Annotated in this window: 26 protein-coding genes and 2 tRNA genes; 7 read left to right on the top strand and 21 right to left on the bottom strand. The window is 58.6% G+C overall.

Annotated elements, in window-relative coordinates; genetic code table 11:
* Window positions 1-143 precede the first annotated feature (143 nt).
* The 6 genes from AC2FF7_RS02755 to AC2FF7_RS02730 form a co-directional block, all read right to left on the bottom strand.
* Window positions 144-218: transfer RNA gene (locus AC2FF7_RS02755), tRNA-Phe, on the bottom strand.
* Window positions 219-298: 80 nt separating this feature from the next.
* On the bottom strand, window positions 299-481 hold the full coding sequence (locus AC2FF7_RS02750; protein ID WP_480867119.1) for a DNA gyrase inhibitor YacG: 183 nt from the start codon (window positions 479-481) through the stop codon (window positions 299-301).
* Window positions 478-1,500 (bottom strand): ribonuclease E/G, encoded by a 1,023-nt coding sequence (locus AC2FF7_RS02745; protein WP_480867118.1) that lies wholly within the window; start codon window positions 1,498-1,500, stop codon window positions 478-480. The genes AC2FF7_RS02750 and AC2FF7_RS02745 overlap by 4 nt, the downstream gene beginning before the upstream one ends.
* Window positions 1,497-2,075, bottom strand: a complete 579-nt coding sequence (locus AC2FF7_RS02740) for a Maf family protein (RefSeq protein ID WP_480867117.1) — start codon at window positions 2,073-2,075, stop codon at window positions 1,497-1,499. The genes AC2FF7_RS02745 and AC2FF7_RS02740 overlap by 4 nt, the downstream gene beginning before the upstream one ends.
* 11 nt (window positions 2,076-2,086) lie before the next feature.
* Entirely contained in the window at window positions 2,087-2,305 is a 219-nt protein-coding gene (gene infA, locus AC2FF7_RS02735) for a translation initiation factor IF-1 (protein WP_005978431.1), read from the bottom strand.
* Between the two features lie 87 nt (window positions 2,306-2,392).
* The gene (locus AC2FF7_RS02730; RefSeq protein ID WP_480552058.1) at window positions 2,393-3,271 is read right to left on the bottom strand and encodes a carbon-nitrogen hydrolase family protein; all 879 of its coding nucleotides are present in this window, start codon (window positions 3,269-3,271) and stop codon (window positions 2,393-2,395) included.
* A 138-nt stretch (window positions 3,272-3,409) separates the two neighbouring features.
* Here AC2FF7_RS02730 and AC2FF7_RS02725 point away from each other — a divergent pair, with 138 nt between their 5' ends.
* Window positions 3,410-3,625 carry a hypothetical protein gene (locus AC2FF7_RS02725; protein WP_170353270.1) on the top strand — a complete coding sequence of 72 codons (216 nt, stop codon included), beginning with the start codon at window positions 3,410-3,412 and terminating at the stop codon, window positions 3,623-3,625.
* 15 nt (window positions 3,626-3,640) lie between these two features.
* On the opposite strand, the gene AC2FF7_RS02720 is transcribed toward AC2FF7_RS02725, so the two are convergent.
* From AC2FF7_RS02720 to AC2FF7_RS02675, 10 genes are all read right to left on the bottom strand, one after another.
* The gene (locus tag AC2FF7_RS02720; protein WP_170751467.1) at window positions 3,641-4,240 is read right to left on the bottom strand and encodes a GNAT family N-acetyltransferase; all 600 of its coding nucleotides are present in this window, start codon (window positions 4,238-4,240) and stop codon (window positions 3,641-3,643) included.
* Complete coding sequence (locus AC2FF7_RS02715) at window positions 4,233-4,631, bottom strand: ketosteroid isomerase-related protein (RefSeq protein WP_170751469.1); 399 nt, start codon at window positions 4,629-4,631, stop codon at window positions 4,233-4,235. Before AC2FF7_RS02715 ends, AC2FF7_RS02720 begins: the two co-directional genes overlap by 8 nt.
* A 2-nt stretch (window positions 4,632-4,633) precedes the next feature.
* On the bottom strand, window positions 4,634-5,086 hold the full coding sequence (locus AC2FF7_RS02710) for an arsenate-mycothiol transferase ArsC (RefSeq protein WP_170353273.1): 453 nt from the start codon (window positions 5,084-5,086) through the stop codon (window positions 4,634-4,636).
* A gap of 3 nt (window positions 5,087-5,089) precedes the next feature.
* Window positions 5,090-5,569, bottom strand: coding sequence for a UPF0262 family protein (locus AC2FF7_RS02705; protein ID WP_170353926.1), 480 nt, complete (start codon window positions 5,567-5,569; stop codon window positions 5,090-5,092).
* 86 nt (window positions 5,570-5,655) lie between these two features.
* Window positions 5,656-6,453 carry a hypothetical protein gene (locus AC2FF7_RS02700; RefSeq protein WP_480867113.1) on the bottom strand — a complete coding sequence of 266 codons (798 nt, stop codon included), beginning with the start codon at window positions 6,451-6,453 and terminating at the stop codon, window positions 5,656-5,658.
* A 120-nt stretch (window positions 6,454-6,573) separates the two neighbouring features.
* Complete coding sequence (hisD, locus tag AC2FF7_RS02695) at window positions 6,574-7,875, bottom strand: histidinol dehydrogenase (RefSeq protein ID WP_496905154.1); 1,302 nt, start codon at window positions 7,873-7,875, stop codon at window positions 6,574-6,576.
* A 23-nt stretch (window positions 7,876-7,898) separates the two neighbouring features.
* Window positions 7,899-8,402 (bottom strand): GNAT family N-acetyltransferase, encoded by a 504-nt coding sequence (locus tag AC2FF7_RS02690; protein ID WP_234899362.1) that lies wholly within the window; start codon window positions 8,400-8,402, stop codon window positions 7,899-7,901.
* Between the two features lie 46 nt (window positions 8,403-8,448).
* Window positions 8,449-8,925 (bottom strand): DUF2948 family protein, encoded by a 477-nt coding sequence (locus AC2FF7_RS02685; RefSeq protein WP_480867110.1) that lies wholly within the window; start codon window positions 8,923-8,925, stop codon window positions 8,449-8,451.
* Window positions 8,925-10,193 (bottom strand): UDP-N-acetylglucosamine 1-carboxyvinyltransferase, encoded by a 1,269-nt coding sequence (murA, locus tag AC2FF7_RS02680; protein ID WP_480867108.1) that lies wholly within the window; start codon window positions 10,191-10,193, stop codon window positions 8,925-8,927. Before murA ends, AC2FF7_RS02685 begins: the two co-directional genes overlap by 1 nt.
* 6 nt (window positions 10,194-10,199) lie before the next feature.
* The gene (locus AC2FF7_RS02675) at window positions 10,200-10,355 is read right to left on the bottom strand and encodes a hypothetical protein (protein WP_170751479.1); all 156 of its coding nucleotides are present in this window, start codon (window positions 10,353-10,355) and stop codon (window positions 10,200-10,202) included.
* Between the two features lie 83 nt (window positions 10,356-10,438).
* Here AC2FF7_RS02675 and AC2FF7_RS02670 point away from each other — a divergent pair.
* Window positions 10,439-10,513 (top strand) — tRNA-Thr (locus tag AC2FF7_RS02670).
* 118 nt (window positions 10,514-10,631) lie between these two features.
* Here the strand turns inward: AC2FF7_RS02670 and AC2FF7_RS02665 are convergent.
* Both AC2FF7_RS02665 and AC2FF7_RS02660 read right to left on the bottom strand, forming a co-directional pair.
* A complete protein-coding gene (locus tag AC2FF7_RS02665; RefSeq protein WP_480867102.1) occupies window positions 10,632-11,138 on the bottom strand; it encodes a hypothetical protein in 507 nt (168 codons plus the stop codon).
* 411 nt (window positions 11,139-11,549) lie between these two features.
* Window positions 11,550-12,500, bottom strand: coding sequence for a GlxA family transcriptional regulator (locus AC2FF7_RS02660; RefSeq protein ID WP_496905153.1), 951 nt, complete (start codon window positions 12,498-12,500; stop codon window positions 11,550-11,552).
* Window positions 12,501-12,621: 121 nt separating this feature from the next.
* Between AC2FF7_RS02660 and AC2FF7_RS02655 the strand changes: the two genes are divergently transcribed.
* From AC2FF7_RS02655 to AC2FF7_RS02640, 4 genes are read left to right on the top strand one after another with little or no spacing between them, the layout of a single operon-like run.
* Window positions 12,622-13,329 carry a GntR family transcriptional regulator gene (locus tag AC2FF7_RS02655; protein ID WP_170751485.1) on the top strand — a complete coding sequence of 236 codons (708 nt, stop codon included), beginning with the start codon at window positions 12,622-12,624 and terminating at the stop codon, window positions 13,327-13,329.
* A 7-nt stretch (window positions 13,330-13,336) separates the two neighbouring features.
* Complete coding sequence (locus AC2FF7_RS02650; RefSeq protein WP_496905152.1) at window positions 13,337-14,254, top strand: dihydrodipicolinate synthase family protein; 918 nt, start codon at window positions 13,337-13,339, stop codon at window positions 14,252-14,254.
* A gap of 3 nt (window positions 14,255-14,257) precedes the next feature.
* Window positions 14,258-15,754 (top strand): aldehyde dehydrogenase, encoded by a 1,497-nt coding sequence (locus AC2FF7_RS02645; protein ID WP_480867096.1) that lies wholly within the window; start codon window positions 14,258-14,260, stop codon window positions 15,752-15,754.
* The gene (locus tag AC2FF7_RS02640; RefSeq protein ID WP_496905151.1) at window positions 15,751-17,091 is read left to right on the top strand and encodes an NAD(P)/FAD-dependent oxidoreductase; all 1,341 of its coding nucleotides are present in this window, start codon (window positions 15,751-15,753) and stop codon (window positions 17,089-17,091) included. Before AC2FF7_RS02645 ends, AC2FF7_RS02640 begins: the two co-directional genes overlap by 4 nt.
* Here the strand turns inward: AC2FF7_RS02640 and AC2FF7_RS02635 are convergent, their stop codons facing one another.
* From AC2FF7_RS02635 to AC2FF7_RS02625, 3 genes are all read right to left on the bottom strand, one after another.
* Window positions 17,092-17,820 (bottom strand): SDR family NAD(P)-dependent oxidoreductase, encoded by a 729-nt coding sequence (locus tag AC2FF7_RS02635; RefSeq protein WP_170751493.1) that lies wholly within the window; start codon window positions 17,818-17,820, stop codon window positions 17,092-17,094.
* A complete protein-coding gene (locus AC2FF7_RS02630; RefSeq protein WP_496905150.1) occupies window positions 17,817-18,548 on the bottom strand; it encodes an SDR family NAD(P)-dependent oxidoreductase in 732 nt (243 codons plus the stop codon). The genes AC2FF7_RS02635 and AC2FF7_RS02630 overlap by 4 nt, the downstream gene beginning before the upstream one ends.
* A gap of 64 nt (window positions 18,549-18,612) precedes the next feature.
* Window positions 18,613-20,160, bottom strand: coding sequence for a trimethylamine methyltransferase family protein (locus AC2FF7_RS02625; RefSeq protein ID WP_480867090.1), 1,548 nt, complete (start codon window positions 20,158-20,160; stop codon window positions 18,613-18,615).
* A 264-nt stretch (window positions 20,161-20,424) separates the two neighbouring features.
* Between AC2FF7_RS02625 and AC2FF7_RS02620 the strand changes: the two genes are divergently transcribed.
* Window positions 20,425-21,330, top strand: coding sequence for a LysR substrate-binding domain-containing protein (locus AC2FF7_RS02620; RefSeq protein ID WP_496905161.1), 906 nt, complete (start codon window positions 20,425-20,427; stop codon window positions 21,328-21,330).
* Window positions 21,331-21,379: the final 49 nt, after the last annotated feature.

The raw sequence follows: 21,379 nt of genomic DNA, 5'->3' as shown, positions 1-21,379 counted from the left end.
CAATATATTGTGCTGTCCGCATTTGTCCATTAGTTTGCGAATCAATACTGCGCAAGACGTGCAGTTCGTCACTCCCCGAAAGGGGCCCATTGGTGGGACGAGCGGCCGTTTGCGATCATTCTGGCTTTCGTCCTGAGTAAGAATGGTGCCCGGGGGCGGAATCGAACCACCGACACGAGGATTTTCAATCCACTGCTCTACCCCTGAGCTACCCGGGCATCGGAACGATGTTCATCGTTGGGTGGAGGCGTTCTATGACTTGCCACTGGCAGTGTCCAGAGCCTTTTTCAACATTTTTTCAATGCGGACGAGAATGATCAGTTTCTTCCGTCTCGACATCGGCCTCAACGTCCTCCTCCCTCTGAGAAGGGACCGAATATGAACCGTTCAACCACTTGGCAAGGTCCAGATCAGCACAACGTTTTGAGCAAAACGGGCGGTACGCCTGAACAGTGTCTTCAGCACAAATCGGACAGGTCATTTAAGCACCTCAAGCAAGGGCAGCCGCGCTCGCTTACGCTGCAACTCGAAATGTCCCAATGGCGTCCACCCAGCCAGGGTGGTTTCGATCGGGTCAGACTTGAAGGCGGCGCGCAGAGCGGACTCGAACCCTCGACGGTCCTTCTTGGGCATTGGCGCCAGGTCGAGCGTGATTTGCCCGCCCAACCCGCGTACCCGCAAGGCGCGGGCCAGCGTTTTGACACAGGCGAAATTGGCTTTGGTGCCAGCGGCCAAGGACGTGTCAACACCGGTATTGATGTCAACGGCGACCAGCGCGCGGGTGGGCTGGATGAACAGGTGCCCTCCGCCGGGTAAAGGCTCAGAAATGCCGCGGGCCGTGTCCAATGCCTCCAGCACGCCATGGGTGTCAAAACTGCCTGCGCGGGTTTCGACCTCGGCCGGGTCGGTCCAGTCGCGCCAGGCCAGAACATGAGGCCCGTCGCCTTCAAGCAGCAGTTCCGGCTCGGTTCCGGGGTCATTCACTACAGCGTCCGCGTGGGCCAGCATGGTGCTGATATCTTCAGCAACCTCACCCGCATCCTCACCCGCGCAGCACGAGCGCAGGATCAGGCCGTAATCACTGCCTTCCATCACCTCGTGCGCGATCTCAAGCAGGCGGTCACGCTCATCCTCATCGCGGATCGAGCGCGAGATGTTCAGGCCCGGCGCGTCGGGGGTGACAATCGCATAGCGGCTTTTGAACAGGACACGATCGGTCACGGGCAGGGCTTTGCCCGGCTCGGCATAGCCAGTCACCTGCACCAGCAGCAGCGCACCGGGGGCAAGCCCCTTGACCTGCCGCAGAAACGCGGGGCCGTCGGGCGTGGACAGGAACATGCCGCCCTGCCCTTTTACGGGCCGATCTGCGCGAGCACGGTAGATTGTGCCCGGTGCAGGCGCATCGGCGGCGATCAGGAAATCATCCAACTTGCCGTCGACCATCAACGCGGCCGCCTCGCGATCGTTGATGTGATCCAGAACGATAGTGCGACCCTTCATGAGACCTCACGATATAGGGGATAGCCGATGCCTTGCAAAAGGGCGGCGGTTTCAGACAGGGGCAGACCCACGATACCGGTGAACGAGCCCGAAATCCACGGGATGAACGCGCCAGCGGGGCCTTGGATAGCGTATGCGCCCGCCTTTCCTTGCCAGTCTCCTGTCGCCAGATAGGCGTTGATCTCAACATCCGACAGGCGCTTGACCTTAACCTGTGAGACCACGTCGCGTTGCAGCACCCGATCCCCGCGCCGCACCGCGACCGAGGTGATTACCCGGTGGCGACGCCCGGACAGGGCGTGCAGAAACTCGGCCGCTTGGCCTGCATTTTCGGGCTTGCCCAGAATGCGGCGACCCAGCGCCACGGTGGTATCCGCGCACAGGGTAACGTCATCGCTATCCGCCTGCACCGCCTGCACTTTTTCGCGCGTGATGCGGCTGCAATAGGGAACCGGAAGTTCGCCCTTCAGGGGCGTTTCGTCGATGTCAGGGGGGCGGATCGCATCGGGCTGCACGCCAAGCTGAGCCAACAGGTCCAGCCGCCTTGGGCTGCCCGATCCGAGGATAAACGCCATGAGAAAAAGCGTTACTTGAAACGGTAGTTGATCCGACCCTTGGTCAGATCATAGGGGGTCATCTCGACCTGAACTTTGTCGCCAGCCAGAACACGGATGCGGTTCTTGCGCATCTTGCCTGCCGTATGTGCGATGATCTCATGGCCGTTTTCCAGCTCGACCCGAAACGTCGCATTAGGCAGGAGTTCCTTCACGACACCGGGAAATTCGAGCGTATCTTCCTTGGCCATGTTGTCTCCACATTTACGTTGCACTCGCAGAATCTGCGAGGATGTGCGCTTAAATGAGCCTATTTCGGGCTTATTTCAAGGCCGGAATCACGAAAGAGCAGAGATTGTGACCGATTCGACTCGGGGCGTTTGCTCATCCCAATGGGTTCGGTTCAGCACATGGCCATCGGCGCGGACCTCTGCAATGGCCGACAGATCGATATCGGCGTAAGTCCAGCCGGGCTGGTTCAACTGTCCTTCAGCCAATACGCCGGTGCCGGGGAACCCTTTGTCCGGCGGGCCGAAGATGCCACCGGTGCCTGTGTTCATATCCACGGCCTCGGACCACTCATTCTTACCAACCAGCGACGCCATGACCGTCACACACTGGTTTTCCAGCGCACGTGCCATCGCACCGATCCGCACCCGCCAATAGCCCGAGAGTGCCTCGGTGCATGAAGGTACAAGGATCAGATCCGCGTCATTGAGCGCGTGACCCAGTAGGGGAAATTCGCTGTCATAGCAGATAAGAACGCCGATCTTGCCCAGCTTGGTGTCGAACAGTTTCAACGGGCCGCCGGGGGCGATATCCCAAGCCTCACGCTCGAACCGGGTCATGATTTGCTTGTCTTGGTGATCCTGCTGGCCATCAGGCGCATAAAGCGCCGCTCGGTTCACCGGGCGGCCCGGCCCATCCACAACCGGCGCAGACGCACCCAGAATATAGGTGCCATATTCGCGCGCCAGCCGTTGATGCAGGGCCTGCGCATCTGCCATCCGGTCCGACACCGCGCGGATCGAACGTTCCAGATCACCTGCCACATCGGCCCCGTCCAATGTCGACAGCTCCATCGCGCCATATTCCGGAAAGACCAGCAACTCGGCCCCCTGCCCGGCGGCCTCGCTGACCCAGCGGTTCAGCTTGTCCTCATACTGCGCCCAACTGTCGAGCCAGTCGAGGTCATAGGCGGCGGTTGCGACTTTCATGGGCTGCGTCCTTCAGCATTGGATTGGAGCGACCCTAGGACAGGATCGCGCGATATGTATAGACCCGGCCGAGATCCGACGGGAAAGTGAATTGGCTTACCGATCCATACTTGGTTCAATAGGGTCAGGAGGATCACCATGCAAAACCCCGAAAGCTTCGAAAAGTTCTATTTCGCCAAGGTCGGTATGGGCGAGGCCTGCGGCTGCGCCGAGCGTGTCATTGACGTGTTCGAATTCAATCGCAAAGGCGGGGCACAGACAAAATCCGAGGTTAGACTGGAAAAACCCAAACGCCGGTCCTTTCGCGGATGGGCGGTGAAGTACGGCCTTCTCAGCCGCAAACAGACACACTGACACCGAAAGGCGCAGCTACGCGTTCAGATCCCTGATCCAGAACTGCAACGGTTTCTGCGTCTCACCGTCTTCTCCGATATCCTTCCACGAAAACTGCGCCACGACACCGGGTAAGGGTTCATACCCGCGTGCCCGCCAGAACGCATCCAAAGGCCTATAGCTTTCTGGTCGCATCGGATGGTCGACAGGGCGCTGCACACTGCAAAAGGCGCATTTCGTAAAGCCCAAAGCGCGCGCATGGGCTTCGCGTTGATCGAAGAATTTATGACCAACACCCTGCCCCCGGTAGTCCGGCAGCAGAACAGATTCGGCGCAATAGAAAACATCCGACAAACCCACACCTGACCCGTCAAAGGCCGCAGCAAAATCTTCGGCATGATCGGCCAGCGGCGCGCCGGTCGAGGCCCCGATCAGACGGTCGCCGTCAAAGGCCCCTACCACGATGGATCGGGCACTGTCGCGGTAGGCTTGCAGGTATTTCCGCTCATAGCCCAGATCCCCATCATAGAGATAGGGCCAAGCGTGAAACACCTTGATGCGCAACCGGGCCACATCGTCCAGCGCGGCCTCAAGCGCCGCTCCGGTCAGGGGGTGGACCGCTGAGACCTTAGCCATTCGAGACCTGCTTGGTCCAGTCAGCCAGATTGTAGAAGGTAGTGACCCGGGTGATTTTCCCGTCCTTCAGGTCAAAGAACGACCCGGCGGGCAGACGGTAGGTTTGACCATGCGCCTCGGGCAGGCCTTCGTCTGTTTCAAGATAGGTGCCGTTCACGATGAACTCGGCCGCAGCACGGGTTCCACCTTCGGCGTCGAACACCACGATATCGGTCAGGTTCTCGCGGTAGCAGCGGTTCATATGGGCGCAGAAGGCGGAAAATTTCTCTTTGCCCACACGAATCTGCCCTTCATTCACGTGATGGGCAATGTCATCGGACAGGCAGGCCAACATGCCATCGACATCGCCTGCATTGAAGGCATCGAAATAGGTTTTCACGGTCTGGTTCATGGTCACTCCGTCGGTTCGCCCCAGCGGTCCTTCAGATGTTTGATGATCTGATCGCGGGTCTGTCGGTAGTGAGTTAGCTTGTCTTCGCGACTTTCGCCCAGCCCAGTAGGGTCCATTATTGGCCAATAATCGACATCCAGATGAAAAATACGGGTCAAATCCAACGCTCGCCTTTGGCTGGCGGGTGACAACGCGACGATCAGGTCGAACGAGCTGAGGTCATCGCCCCATTCCTGCATCTCGTCGAAGGAACGCGACCTGTGTCGCGAAAGCTCAACGCCGATTTCCTGGCAGACGGCGACGCAGAAACCGTCGATCTCCAGATCGTTATGGACACCGGCAGATTGCACATAGGTACCGGTGCCGTAGAACTTTTTCATGATGCCTTCGGCCATCGGGGACCGAACCGAGTTGTGGTCGCAACAGAACAGAATGGACTGCGGCAGAGACGTCACCCGTCAGCCCCCAAAGTGCAATACGCAAATCAGCGTGAACAGGCGGCGGGCTGTATCGGTGTCCACTTCGGCCTTGCCATCAAGCCTTTCCTGCAGGACCCGGCTGCCTTCGTTATGTATGCCGCGCCGCGCCATGTCGATGGTTTCGATCTGACTGGGCGGCAACGACTTCACCGCATCAAAATAGCTTTCGCAAATCTGGAAATAGTCTTTGACCACTTGCTTGAAGGGCCCCAGCGAAAGGTGAAACTCGGCCGCCTTTTCTTCGGCCTCAGTGGCAACGTCAAAAACCAACCGTTTGTCGCGGATCGACAACTGCAGGTGGTAGGGGCCATCAGGCACGACACGGTCATCGCGTTTGGGCAGCGCGAAGCTGTTGTCCTCAAGCAGATCATAGATCGCGACCTTGCGCTCCTGTTCGATCTCAGGCGTCGGCGGAGGTAGGTTTCGGTCGTCCAGTTCGATATGCGAAATACGGGTCATGGGTGTCTGGTCCATAAGGGTTGAGACAGCCATATCGTAAGAAAAGTGAATGGGCAACGCGCAGAAAATCGGTCTATGCCAATTCGTCATAAAGGATGTTTGGCGGGGTCAATCCCGTGCTTTGACAGGAGGGTATCGACCAAAGACCCCCGGTTGATCTCCATTTCACGAAACATCTTTCGGAACCACGAACCAAAGAAATGGATCGACATTTTGTTTTGCCACTCCAAAAAATCGAGCTTTGACATATCCGGTTCATTCCACAACCTGCGATGCCTTAAAGGCACGGCGTACAGCTCGGTTCGGGCCGAATTCATCTCGTGTTCTGGCGAGCCATAAAGGCAATGGAAAAAAAGTGGTGGTCCCAGAGTCGACAATGGGAGGCTCCAATATGAGGAACGGCCGTAGAGTTCGCGATACACCCTCTGATGATCCTCCGACCACCAGAATGGAACAAGATCGCTTTCAAAGGCAAACCGACACATCTTTTGCAGCGCAGAACTGTCGCGTGGCAACGCGACAACGCCGTTCATCATGCGCTGCCGCGCCAAATTCGCTTTTGGAAAAAGATATCCTGCGTTGGTTTCGAATGGCCGAAGGGCATAGGCATCCGCATCGACCCAGATATAGTCGGTCTGTTGCATGAGCTTTAGACGAAAAAGATCGGCATGAACGGCAACTGATCGCGTGATCGGGTCACGGTAGATTTCAGAAACATCAAAGATTTCCCGCGCATCACGCGCTTCGACGTAGTCCGGAATGTCTTCAAGCTCGCCATAGTGGTAAACAATGGGCGTCTGGTCGACATCCGCAAAGGATTTCAGGCAAAGGTGCTCCAGATAGCTGAACCGCCTGCCTATCCACAATGTTGCTACACGTTCCAAACTTACTTCTTCCGACGTTGTCACGTCAGCAAGACGCCTCCGTTCCGTGAGTAAGATCAAGACATATTGTTTAATGAATGAGAATGGCGCAGGGCGTTGTGACCCTCAAACCATAGCCAATTAGTCGTTCAAGCGTTTCAATCTTGCAGCGACCGACAAGCCATGTGCCTCAAGGCTTTCCGACTTAGCTAACTGTTCGGCCGCAGGGCCGATGGCCCGTAGCGCAGCAGGTGTCATCTGGCTGAGTGTCGTGCGTTTGAGAAAGTCCATCACGCTCAGCCCCGAGGAAAACCGCGCCGAGCGCGCCGTGGGCAGAACATGGTTAGGACCACCCACATAATCGCCGATGGCCTCAGGAGTATATTGACCCAGAAAAATTGCGCCCGCGTGAACAGTTTTCTTGCTGAGCGCCACAGGGTCGCCCACGCAAAGCTCAAGATGTTCCGGGGCGATCCGGTTGGACAGGCCTGCTGCCTCGTCCAGATCACACACAGTGATAACCGCACCAAAATCACGCCAGCTGGGGCCAGCTATTGCGCGGCGTTGTAATGTCTCAAGCCGCTTGTCCACGGCCTCGGCCACCGCCTGCCCGAACGCCGCATCATCGGTGATCAGGATCGACTGTGCACTTTCGTCATGTTCGGCTTGGCTTAGCAAATCCAGCGCGATCCAGTCTGGGTCGTTGTCCTTGTCGGCGATGACCAGAATCTCGGACGGGCCCGCAATCATGTCGATTCCCACCTTGCCGAACACACGACGTTTTGCAGCAGCGACAAAGGCGTTGCCGGGGCCGGTAATCTTGTCCACCGGCGCGACGGAATCAGTACCGTAAGCCAGCGCTGCAATCGCCTGAGCACCACCGATACGATAGATCGTATCCACACCTGAAAGCTGCGCCGCCAGCAGGACAAGCGGGTTCACCACCCCGTCGGGCGTCGGCACCGTGATGGCTAGGCTTTCGACCCCTGCCACCTTGGCCGGAATCGCATTCATCAAAACCGAGGACGGGTAAGACGCCAGCCCGCCGGGCACATAAAGCCCCGCAGCAGACACCGCCGACCAGCGCCAGCCCAAAGTCGCCCCGGCTTCATCCGTCCATTCGTGATCCTCGGGCAACTGCTTTTCGTGATAGGCGCGGATACGCGCGGCGGCCAGCTCCAGCGCGGCGCGATCCTCATCCGAGACCTTCGCCACCGCAGCTGCGACTTCTTCGGCAGAAAAGGCCAGAGTGTCAGGCGTCAACTCAAGCCGGTCGAATTTCGCGGTCAGCTCGATCACCGCAGCATCACCCCGATTGCGAACATCTTCGATGATCTCAGCCACAATCACGTCTACATCCGGGCTGTCCTCGCGTTTTGCTGACAACAACGCCTGAAAGGCGAGCTCGAACTCGGGCGAGGTCGTATCAAGGAAAACGGGCATGAGCAGGCACTCCGAACGGGATTTTACCGGGACATATCGCCCGCAGCAGATGGTCTCAACCCTTCGTCGGGTGGGTGCAACGATTTGCGCATAGGATAATGTCGCATTCCGCACCAATGTTCGGGCGCAGCCGCATCCTGCCAACCATATCGGCGATAGAATGCACGCGCTGTTGCGGTGGCGTTCAGATGCGCAATTGTGCAGCCTTGCTGCGCAAGCTCGTGCTCCATTCGAACCAGCAGGGCCAACCCGACACCGCGCCGAACATAGGCCGGATCGACATACAACGACGCGATTTCCGACCCGAAGCGCAGAGCCCCGACGCCCGAGACTTGGCCGTCCATTTCGGCCAACCAAAGTTCGGTTCCCGATTGCAACCAGCGTCGGATCGTCTGGGGGTCTTTGTTTGCACTCCACGCCGCCAGCAGATCGGGATCTTTCCGATGATCTGCTGCACCAAGGTACGTAATCGACCGGATCAAAACCTGACTGATCTGAAAAACGTCGAACACGGTCGCCGGACGCAAAACCAGACCCGTTGAGGGTCCGGCAAAGGCTTGTGCTATGCCCCGTTTATTCCGGATGATGTGGAGCCTGACCAGAAGGCGCCTGATAGGGCCGGGTCACATCCTTGAGGGTGACGTCCAGAGCCTCGACCGTCAAACGGATCGCTCCGTCCCCGGCCAGCGTCAAAACAATATGACCGGCGCCATCTTCGCCGGGCTCGAAATCAACCGACAGCAGGGACATAACCGTGTCCTTGTCGCTGCGGTCCACCCCCTGGCTGGCAACCGACAGGACGGAATCGAAAACAAGCAGCGCTTGGACCCGTTCAAACGGACGGTCGCGTTGGCTTGCAGCATCTTTGTCTTCCCAGCGGAACCGGTTCAGCAAAAGACCAAATCGACGCTCCGACGGACGCCATGTCATCTCGGTGATGGGGAACACCGCGTCCTGCGTCAGCGTCGAAATCACCTGAAGGTCGTCCGCATCCTCTGCCCCCAGGTTCAGCGGGGCCTCACGACCGTCGTGGAAACTTGCATCTGTCATTACTGGCCCTTGATCCGTTCAATCTTTGCACCCACGCCTTCCAGCTTGCGCACCACATGTTCATATCCCCGGTCCAAATGATAGACCCGGCTTACAGTCGTCTCACCTTCGGCCGCCAAACCGGCCAGAATCAACGAGACCGAGGCGCGAAGATCCGTCGCCATCACCGGTGCACCTTTCAGACGCTCGACGCCCGTAACCGTAGCGGTACCGCCATGGACCTCGATATTGGCCCCCATACGTACCAGTTCAGGAGCGTGCATAAACCGATTCTCGAAAATCCGCTCTTCAAGAACGGACACGCCTTCGGCAGTGCACATCAGCGCCATCATCTGCGCCTGCAAATCGGTCGGAAATCCGGGGAAGGGTTCGGTGACAACATCGACAGACCGTACGCGTCCGTTCTTGCGCGTAACTTTCAGCCCGTTTGCGGTTTCCGTGACCTCAATGCCTGCGGCATTCAGCTTAGCGGCGAAAGAGTCGACAAGAGACATCCGTCCGCCTAGTAGTTCAACCTCGCCGCCACAGATCGCCGGTGCCAACATATAAGTGCCCAGTTCGATCCGATCCGTTACAACCTGATGGGTCGCACCGTGCAACCGGTCGACGCCTTGAATTTCGATTGTCGAAGTCCCTTCGCCCGAGATCTGCGCACCCATCTTCCGCAGACACTCTACCAGATCGACGATTTCGGGCTCACGCGCGGCGTTTTTCAGCACGGTGGCGCCTTTGGCCAGCGTGGCAGCCATGACGATGTTCTCGGTCGCGCCGACAGAGGCAAACCGCATCTCATGCACGGCCCCTTTCAACCCACCCGACGTTTTGGCGTGCAGATACCCGTCTTTCAACTCGATCTCAGCGCCCAGCGCCTCAAGTCCCTCGACATGCAGATCCATAGGTCGCGCACCAATCGCGCAGCCGCCGGGCAACGAGACCACGGCCTCACCAAAGCGCGCCAGTAGCGGACCAAGCACCAGATTCGAGGCGCGCATCTTGCGCACTATCTCGTAATCAGCGGTATGGCTGGTCAGGTTGTGGCTGGACATGGCCAGCACTTGTCCGTCCTGCAAGGCCGACACTTCGGCCCCCAGCGATTGCAGCAAGGCAGTCATCGTCTTGATGTCGCTCAGCCGGGGTGCGTTTGTCAGCGTCAGCGGCTCTTCGCTTAGCAGCGTCGCTGGCATAAGCGTCAGACATGCGTTCTTGGCCCCCGCAATCGGTATCTGACCGTTCAACGGACCATTGCCCGTAACCAGAATCGAATCCATGTGCTCTTATCCCTCGTCCTTGTCGGTCTTCTCTCCGGATATCGCCCGCGCCTTGGCTTGCGCCTTACGTCGCGCCATATTCGCTTTAAGCGCAGCCTTCAGTCGCTCCTCGCGCGGATCGCCGGATTTGCCGTGTTTTTTTGGTGTATCTTTGTCTGCCATGATCTTTCTCTACAGGAGGCGAAAAAAACCGTCCAGACACCCTTGCGCCGCGTTTCGTTTGAGTCTAATCACCCGCCCACAGCGCTGCTGTAGCTCAGAGGTAGAGCACTCCCTTGGTAAGGGAGAGGTCGAGAGTTCAATTCTCTCCAGCAGCACCACCTTACAGTACAATATGTAGATGTGCGGATACTAAGCCTAATGTCCCTGCGCCGACAATGCGTTATTGCGCAGCATCACCGCCATTTGCCGCGCAATTGAACACCTCAGAGCTATGTATTAGTTCAGACGGCGGGACGCAGCCAACGCTCCTGCCAGAGCATTTTCAATCTCGCCCGGAAAGCTCCGGCCTTTTTCGTGCAGCCCAGCGGCGACCCATCCCACAGTATGTCCGCGCGCACCGATGTCGTTGGCCCTGACCACCATCGGAGAAGTCTTTTCAACCCGAACCAGCGCCATCGACTCTTCCACATCGCTTTCGGACAGGATCATTTTGACCGCGCTGCATATATCCATAGATACCTGCAGGGTCTGATGCTCAAGCCGATGGACGGATTCGGACAACAACCGGGTGCAGAAGGCAGACAAGAAATACCACCGAAAGATTTTGAAAACCCGCTTCTGGAAATCACCACTCGCTTCCATGTTGCAGGATGCGCTTTGGGAAATCTGTTCGAATGCCGTTTGGGCCGAGTGTGCCGCTTCACAAATCTGCGCCTCGCGCTGTTCGACAGGCAAGCCGTGCAAACCCGAGAAAATTGCAGTTTCTTGAGTTTCTAAATTCATTTCGGTCCTCCAGCTTTAACTCCTGAGAAGGACATGGGAAACTTCAAGGCCATTCGAATGTGATTTTCTGCCATAAATTAACATGTCAGTCTGATTTCTGACTTTACAAAAGTGCCACAAACTCGTGCTTAAGGCAAACATGCCTAAGATTAACTTATCTTTAAGGGCCAAACTGTGGCCCAGAAGAGGCATTTGAAATGAGGCAGGATGATCGTTTCCGCGCCAAAAAACAGCGCGGAGTTGACATGTTCTGGCAATAGTTACGCCCATATTACGGTTTAAACACAGTCAATCTCGCGGAATTGTTGACCAGTTGGATTTTAACGAGGGGGTACAAGCGGGAACACGGGGGTGAGCGCATGTCCAGCCCACCTCGCCAATTGACAGAGCGGCTCCCCCCGTCACCACAAATCAATCGATCTTGCTTTTCTGCGCATGAGGCGTGACCCCGAAACTTGAGCGATACACCCGCGAAAAATGACCGGGGCTTTCGAAACCACATGCCATGGCAACTTCTGTGACCGAGGCTTCGGTCTGCAGCAACAGCCTTTGCGCCTTTTCCAGCCGCAGTTCCATGAAATACTTCTTAGGTGAGGTGTTTAGGTATTTGCCGAACAAACGCTCCAACTGTCGGGTTGAAATGCCAAGCCCATCGGCGATCTGCGATGGAGAAATCGGAAACTCGATACAATCGCGCATTATGTGGATCGCCTTGGCCAGATGGGCATTGCGCATCCCGTTGCGCGATTGCAGCGATACGCGTTGTTTAGCGGTCGCATTTCGCACGGCGTTGTAAACCATCTGGTCGGCCACAGCGACAGCCAGCTCTTCGCCGTGATCCCGCTCAATCAGGTGCAGCATCAGGTCCGCAGTCGCTGTGCCACCGGATGCGGTTATGTGCTTTTCATCCGCCACAAAGACACTGCGAACAAGATTCACCTCGGGGAATGCTTCCATGAAGGCGTCATGGTACTCCCAATGGATCGCGGCCTGCATTCCGTCTAGAAACCCCGCCTCGGCCAGCAGCCACGCGCCGGAACACAAGGCACCAATGGCGGTTCCCCTCGCCCGTTCCCGGCGAAGAGTAGCCAAAAGCGAACGGGTGACGTGGTTGCGCATATGAATGCCGGACAAAACGAACAACTGATCCGTCTTTGGCAGATCGCCCAAACCACCATGCACCAGCGTCACAAGTTCGTTCGAGCAAACAGCCCTCTCTCCATCTTCTGAAATTAACGTCCAATCATAAAGCGTCTGCTCACTCACCAGGTTGGCGATCCGCAAGGGTTCGACCGCGCAGGAGAATGCGAGGTGCGAGAATTCCTCGATCAAGATGAAGGTGATGTGCCGCGTTTTGCGCATGAACAGATCCGGTTTCTATGGGGCGCTATGCTGCACGATTCTTTTCTGTATACAACTTGTATTTTTATAGAATACAGAATGAAAGACCAGACACGAATCGATCAAGAATGGGGCGGACCAGGTGAAAGACGACAGCAAATCCCGCAAAGCGGACCTGACCGAACATCTGAAGGTCGGTATTTTGACCCTGCGCCTGCAGCCTGGAACCGATTTGGATGAGGCACATCTGTCTGATGCGTTCGGCCTGTCCCGCACGCCCCTGCGCGAGGTGTTCCGGCAACTGGCCGGTGAGGGTTATCTGGACCTGCGCACCAACCGATCCGCGCGCGTGTCCGAGATGTCATATACCACCCTACGCGATTTCTTTCTGGCCGCACCGATGGTTTACGGCGCCATCCTGCGGCTGGCTGCGCAGAACGCCACAGGAACGCAGATCGACGCCCTGAAGGATGCGCAGCAGGCGTTCAAGGCGGCTTTGCGTGCTGGGTCCGCCGAAGATCGCGCGCTGGCAAACAACCGGTTCCATGACGTGACCGGCGAGATGTCGGGCAATGTCTACTTGTTGCCCTCGTTCAATCGGCTTTTGATTGACCACGCCCGTATCGGGATGACGTTTTACCGGCCTCAAACAGCCAAAATGACCGAGAACCTGTCCCAGGCCAGCAACCAGCACGACGCCATCATCGCCGCCATCGAGGCGGGCGATGAGGCGGCTGCTGCGCAGCTGGCCGAGGACCACTGGAACCTGTCACGCGATCAGATTGAGCTGTTCGTGATGCCTGACGCGCTGGATGTGCCCATGGGCGCGCCCCTGTCGAAACCTGCATGAGGACGCAATGAACCCGATTTTCAAGTTTGAGGGGATCTATACCCCCGTAGTCACGCCCTACCACGCCGATGGGTCCGTGAATTGGGATGCTCTGGCGCAGGTGATCGAGTTTTTGATCAACCATGGCGTGCATGGGCTGATCTCGGGCGGATCAACGGGTGAGAACTATGCCCAAACGGTCGAAGAACGGCTGGAACTGGCACGTTTCACGCATCAGCAGTTGAAGGGCCGTCTGCCCTTGGTGGTCGGCACCGGTGCGATGTTGACGGCGGATTCGATTGCGTTGGCCTCGGGCGCGCGAGAGATCGGCACGGACGCGATCCTGCTGGCCAGCCCGCCCTATGCGGTGCCCACCGACCGGGAAAACGCGCTGAACGCGCTGGCCATAGACAAAGCCGCCGACCTGCCCGTCATGCTGTATAACTATCCACACCGCACCGGTACGATGATGGGAGAGGAGTTCCTTGACCGCGTGGGCCGTAGCCGCAATTTCTGCGGCATCAAGGAAAGCTCGGGCGATATCAACCGGGTTCATCTGCTGGCGCGCGACTACCCTCATATCCAGCTGGGCTGCGGCATGGATGACCAGGCACTGGAATTCTTCGCCTGGGGTGCGCCCTTCTGGGTCTGCGGCGGATCGAATTTTCTGCCTGCCGAGCATGTGGCTCTGTATCAAGCCTGCGTGGTCGAAGGCGATTTCGCCAAAGGTCGCCGGATAATGTCAGCGATGATGCCCCTGATGCGGGTGCTGGAACAGGGCGGCAAGTTCATCCAGACAATCAAGCACGGCGTCACAATGAACGGGATTGATGCGGGGGGGATGCGGCCTCCGCTGAAAGGTTTGAACAAGGATGACAAGCGCGCGCTGGAACAGGTGACGCGCGTTTTGAAAAAGACAATCGCTGACATCGTGGCGGAGGAATAAAGCATGGAACTGCTGACACAGGACGAATACACATCCATCGCCGCAGGGCTGGACCTGCCCACCGGGGCGTTCATCGACGGTGGTTATCGCCCCGCGATCTCGGGCCAGACGTTTTCGACGGTGAACCCCGCAACAGGCGCGAAACTGACAGATATCGCCGCCTGTGGTGCGGCCGATGTGGATTTTGCCGTCGAAAAGGCGCGCGAGGCGTTTGATGATGGCCGTTGGTCGAAACTCCACCCGTCCGAACGCAAGGACGTGCTGATCCGTCTTTGCAAGCTCATGACGCGAAATGCCCGCGAGCTGGCGGTGATGGAGAGCATCGACAGCGGCAAGACCATCTATGACTGCGAAACCGTGGACGTGCCCGAGACCATTCACTGCCTGAAATGGCACGCCGAGGCGATCGACAAAATTTACGATCAGGTCTCGCCCGCCAGCGACGATCACATCGCCATGGTGGTGCGTGAGCCGATTGGCGTCGTGGGTCTGGTGCTGCCCTGGAACTTCCCTTTGCTGATGCTGGCGTGGAAGATCGGGCCTGCTCTGGCGGCAGGCTGTTCGGTAGTGGTAAAACCAGCGGCCGAGACGACGCTGACCGCCCTGCGGCTGGCCGAACTGGCGATGGAAGCCGGGGTGCCGCGCGGTGTGCTGAACATCGTGCCCGGTGGCGGGACCGAGGTGGGCGAGCCCATCGGCCGGCACATGGATATCGACATGGTGTCCTTCACCGGCTCCACCGTCACCGGCAAGCGGTTCCTGACCTATTCGGCGGAAAGCAACGCAAAAGAGGTGGTGCTTGAGATGGGTGGCAAGAACCCCGCCATCGTGATGGAGGATGCCGAGAATCTCGACCGTGTAGCCGCGCATATCGTCAATGGCGCGTTCTGGAATATGGGCGAGAACTGCTCGGCCGCGTCCCGCCTGATCGTGCATAAGGACGTGAAGGCTGAACTGCTGGAACGCATCGCCCATCACGCGAAACAGTGGAATATCGGCGACCCTCTGAACCCGGAAACCCGTATGGGCGCGCTGGTGAGCGCGGGGCATTTCGCCAAGGTCTGCGGCTATCTTGAACAGGCCGAGAATGTCGTAATCGGTGGCACCGCGAAGGATGGGTTTGTCGAGGCCACGGTGGTCGAAGTGCCCGGAAACGATGCGGTGTTGGCGCAAGAGGAGATCTTTGGCCCGGTGCTGTCGGTTATCGAGGTCTCAGGCTTTGATAAAGCCATCAGGATCGCCAATGACACCGAGTATGGCCTGTGCGCCTCGATCTTCACGGCCAATGTCAAACGCGCCATTCGCGGTGCGCGGGCGATCTGGGCGGGCACGGTCACGGTGAACAGCTTTGGTGAGGGCGACATCACCACGCCCTTCGGCGGCTACAAGCAATCGGGCTTTGGCGGGCGCGACAATTCCGTTCACGCGCATGATCAATACACCCAGCTGAAGACCATCTGGATTGATCTGGCCGATGACGAAGATGAGGCGGTGGATTGAGAAGCTACACCGCTCGCTCCCTGCCCCTCCACCGCGGGCCAGCGGCGTGGAGCGTCCTTCTGGGCGATCCTCCGCCAGCGCTGGAACTCAGCGACAACATCACCGCCGATTTCACCATCATCGGTGCCGGGTTTGCCGGGTTGTCTGCGGCGCGGCGACTGACCCAATTGCAGCCCGACGCCAAGATCGTGGTGCTAGAGGCCGGACGTGTCGCCGAGGGGGCTGCGGGGCGGAACTCGGGCTTTATGATCGATCTGCCGCATGATCTGGCCTCGGATGATTATGCGGGCGCGGGCGATGACCGGGCGATGATCGCGCTGAACCGGCAGGCCATCGGTTTTGCGCGTGAGGCCGTCGCGCAATATCAGATCGACCCGAACTATTTCGACCCGGCGGGCAAGGTAAACGGCGCAGCCAGCGCAGCCGGTCACGCTCACAACGAAAGCTACGCGCAGCATCTGGCCAGTCTCGGCGAGACCAGTGAAATGCTGGACCCACAGCAGATGCATGAGTTGACCGGGTCTCGCCACTATCGCTCGGGGCTTTACACGCCGGGGACGGTGATGCTGCAACCGGCGGGCTATGTGCGCGGCTTGGCAGAGGGGCTGGTCGAACATGGGGTCGCGGTGTTTGAAAACTCGGCGGTCACGGGGTTTCAGAAACAAGACAACGCGTGGCAAGTTCAAACGGCGCACGGGTCGGTCAGCACGGGCACGGTGATCCTAACGGTGAACGGGCATCTGGAAAGCTTCGGGATCGAGACCGACCGGCTGATGCAACTGTTCCTGTTTGCCGCCATGACAACCGAGTTGGACGCCGAGCAGATGGCCCATATCGGCGGGCAGTCACGCTGGGGTGTAACACCGTCCGACCCGATGGGAACGACGATGCGTAGGATTGATAGCGGTCAGGGCGGCAACCGGATCGTTACCCGCACCTGCGCCGCGCTGCGCCCCGGTATGGCGGTGAAAGCGCGCGATCTGAACCGGGCCGCCCGCGTCATGCAACGCAAGTTCGATCAGCGCTTTCCGCAGTTGGCGGGTCTGCAAATGCAATACCAATGGGCGGGCCATCTGTGCTTGAGCCTGAACGGCGTCTCGGTCGCGCGGCAGATCGAACCCGGTGTCTTCTCGGGCTGCGTTCAGAACGGGCTGGGCACCGCGCGCGGCACGTTGACGGGTATCGCTGCGGCGGAACGTGCTTGCGGACATCAATCCGACATCACCCGCCATTTTGAGGAGGAACAACCGCCAAAACGCCTGCCTCCACAGCCTTTTCGCGAGCTTGGAGCGAATGTGGTACTGCGCTGGAAGGAGTGGCGGGCGCGGGATGAATAATCAGGGCAAGCTGAGCTTGGCCATACGCCCGCCGTCAACCGTATAGACCTGCCCGGTGATGAAACTGGCCTCGTCCGACGCCAGAAACGCGACCAAAGCCGCCACCTCGGCGGGTTGGCCGGTACGGGCGACGGGATGGATGCGTTTGATATCCTCGGAAAACCCCTCGGGGTCCGGCATCGAGGCGATGAATTCCACGTTCAGTTCTGTGTCGATCCAACCGGGTGCAACTGCATTGCAGCGAATGCCCTCGGCCCCGTGATCCACGGCAACGGCGCGGGTCAAACCATGCAGCCCGGCCTTGGAGGCGCCATAGGCGGCGTGGCCAGGATTGCTGCCCAAACCCTCGATCGAGCCGATATTGACGATGCTGCCCCCTTCCTTTCGCAAATGCGGCAGCGCGGCTTTGATCAGCAGAAACGGCGCGGTCAGATTGACGGTCAGAGTGCGCTGCCAATCCTCAAGGCTCATTTCGTCAACGCGGGCCTCCTGCATCATGCCTGCATTGTTGATCAGGATATCCAGCCGCCCCGCCCTGTCGACGACCTGATCGACCACGGCTTTCGGGCCGTTGGGATCGCTGAAATCGACCTCGATCCCATTGGCATCCGCACCGCGCTGCGCGGTGAACACCTGCGCGCCCTCATCCCGCAAACGCTGAGCAATGGCACGCCCGATCCCGCTGCGCCCGCCTGTCACCAAGGCGGTTTTTCCTTCAAATCGGGTCATGCGACGGGTTTGCCTCCGTTCACTTCCAACAAGGCCCCGCAGATATACCGCGCCGCGTCCGAGACCAGAAACATCACCACATCCGCAATGTCCTCGGGTTCGGCAATTCGACCGAGCGGGACGGTCTGGCCCAACTCGGCAACTGCGCTGTCGGGATCGAATCCGCGTTTTTCAAAGCCCGAGCGCAACATAGGCGTGTTCACCTCATTCGGACAAACTGCGTTGATACGTATACCCTGATGGGCGTGATCCATCCCCATACATTGCGTCAGCGAGGCAATGGCGGCCTTGGTCATGCAATAAACGGCATGTTTCGGGCCGGGGCGCAGGCCCCAGCAAGACGCAGTGTTTACGATGGCCCCGCCCCCCGCTGCAGCCATGATCGGAATGGCAGCACGGCAGATGCGGAACGGGGCCTCGACATTCACGCCCAGCGACAGCACCCAGTCCGGGTCCGTCGTCTCGGTCACGGCCCCGCGCGTGATGACACCTGCGTTATTGATCACGATGTCCAACCCGCCCAGCGCATCCGAGGCGGCGTGCGGCAGCGAGTCGGCATAAGATGCGTCAAGCAGGTCTCCGGGCAAGTGGGCGTCGGCAGCGATCCCGGCCACGTCGCGGTCAGTCACGGCAACCTGTGCCCCGGCGGCGCGCAAGCGTTGCACGATGGCGGCTCCGATCCCACCTGCGGCGCCGGTCACAAGGGAGGTTTTTCCTGTCAGGTCCATAGTACCTCTGGTTTGAAAAAGCCCACCCGAGGGGACGGGCGGGCAAGTTTCGGGGGAGATGATTTCAGTAGCTTTGATTCAACTCGTCGGCGGCCGGGATTTCGCGCTCGCGCCGGGCGATATAGTCCAACAGGGCCTCATCCTTCGCCTCGTCCAGTTTCGGTTCCTGATATTCGTCCAGCAGTGTTTTGGCGCGATTCAGGGCGCGTTCCGTAATCTCGATGCTGCCTTCGGCCTGCCACTGCTCGATCGAGTTGTTGTCGAACAGTTCGGGCATGAAAAAGGCGCTTTGGAAATTGTCCTGCGTGTGCGGATGGCCGAGGTAGTGCCCGCCGGGGCCAACATCCGGCACAGCCGCCAAAGCCTGATCGAAATCACCCCACTTCGGCCCCTCGGCCATACGATAGGCCATGGCGCATTGTTCGGCATCGACGATGAATTTGGCCACGGAACAGTGCATCCCGGCCTCATTCCAGCCCGCCGAATGCCAGATATAGTTGGCTCCCGCATGGATCACCGCCTGCAAGGTAGTGGCGGATTCGTATCCGGCCTGCGCGTCAAAGGTCTTGGCCCCGCCCAATGTGTTCGAGGTCCGCCACGGCACCCCGTAATGCCGCGCCATCTGGCCGATCATGAAATTCATCAGGCTGATCTCGGGTGTGCCCGCCATCGGCGCGCCGGATTTCATCGAAACGGTTGACAGGTAATGCCCGTAGATCGCGGGTGCGCCCTTGCGAATGACCTGCGTATAGGCCAGCGCGCTCAGCGCCTCGGCGTTCAGCTGCGCCACGGTGGCCGGAACCGAGGCCGGCGTATTTGCCCCACCCAACACGAAAGGAGAGCACAGCACCGGCTGATTGCGACGGCAGAATGCCCGCATCGCGCCCAACATCGTCTCATCCCAGACCAGTGGCGAGTTGCCGTTGCAATTACCGGTCGTGACGGGGTGATCCTCAAGGTAGTCTTCGCCGAACAGAATGGCGCACATCTCCATCACGTCCTCGGCGTTTTTGGGGCTAGTGGTCATGCCCATGAAAGTCTTGTCGGAATGTTTCATCGACGAATAGGTGATCCGCAGATGGCGCTGGCTGATCGGGTGGTCATAGGGTTCGACGATGTGGTGCGCGCTGGAATGCAACGCAGGCAGCATATGCGACAACTTGTGAAACATCGCCAGATCATCCAGCGTCGGATTGCGGCGCACATCATCGAGATCGCGCAAAAACGGCGCCCCGGTCATTGGCACAAAGATCGAATGCGGTCCGCCCAAGCGCACATTCTTTTGCGGATCGCGCGCGTGATAGGTGAAATCGCTTGGGATCGAGGAAATCAGCTGACGCACCAACCCGCGGTCCAGATAGACCAGCTCTCCTTCGACCTTGGCCCCAACCCGTTTCCAATCCTCTAACGCGATAGGGTCTCGAAACTGAACACCCACATTTTCCAGAATGTCCATCGAGGCCGCATCGATACGGTCTACTTGCGCACCATCCATAACTTCGCACAAAGGAATGCCTCGAGTCAGGCCAGGCAGCATGTCAAAGTTCGGCGCGGTGCGCAGGGCGCGGCGGGCCTGACGGCCTCCGGCGCGGGTTGCGGTGCGAATGTTCATTGGGCAGTCCTCCGATCTTGTGGTCCAGATTGAGGGATTCGGAGGCGTCCTACGTCACTGATTGCGAAACCTGTTTGCAGGAAACGACACAGATGCCTGCTTTGAATACCGTCACCCCGGGCGTCCGTGCGGGGCCGCAAGCCGGTTGATCGTTTTGTCCAATCGCTTTCAAAAAACCTGAGAACACTGGTTTTCTTGCACTGATGTCTTGATATTGACATGAACCAAACTCATGCGAATGCATCACCCAAGGTCCCTGCGATTATGTCCAGACGTCACTACAACCTACCCCCGCTGACAACGCTTGCCGCATTCGAAGCCGCCGCGCGGCATCTGAGTTTCAAGAATGCGGCCGAAGAGTTATCGGTGACGCCCGGTGCTGTCAGTCACCAGATCAAGGCGTTGGAAGGCGATTTGGAAACGGCCCTTTTCCAACGCAAGCATCGCGGGGTTGAACTGACAGAAGACGGAAAAGCCTTGTTCGAGGCACTGTCATCTTCATTTTCCAACATCTCAAAGACTCTGGCCACAATTCGTGGTCGCGTGTCGGTGGGTAAGGTCACTGTCGGATCCACGACCGCCGTAGCAGCCCTGTGGCTGTCGCCGGCTGTGATCCGATTCTGGCGCGAGATGCCCGAGGTCAACGTAGATCAAATTGCGCAGGACAGACCATTCCGTGACCGGCCGGATATCGACTTTTTTATACGCTATGGTCGCGATAGTGACCCTAGCCTATCGCATACACCACTGTTTCGCGACCACTTGACCCCTGTGGCAAGCCCGGAACTGGCCCGGCAACTGACCGGCGCCGATCTGGAACAGCTTGCCGCACAGCGCCTGATTCATCTTGAATCAGATGACCGCAGTTGGACCACGTGGCCCGAATGGTTCCAGCAACTTGGCTACCCCGGTAAAATCCCGATCATATCCCGCGTGAACAGCTATTCGGTCGCGTTGCAGCTGGCGCGCAAAGGGGCAGGCCTGGTGCTTGGTTGGCAGCGCCTTATTCAACCCATGCTGCAATCGGGAAAACTGGTGACCCTTGGGCCGCATCACCTGACCGCGCCTAACCAATTCTACCTTGTAGGGCGGCCGGATGACGAACTGTCTGAAAGCGCACGCGCGTTGAAAAACTGGATTCTTCAAGAGGTACGGGATGGTTCGGTTTAGGTGAAGTCACCCACTGATGAGGTTTTCTGGTATTGAGAAAAGGCAGGCC

It is taken from the genome of Ruegeria sp. YTSC325 (assembly GCF_059609525.1).
This window is presented reverse-complemented; position numbering and strand designations above follow the sequence as displayed.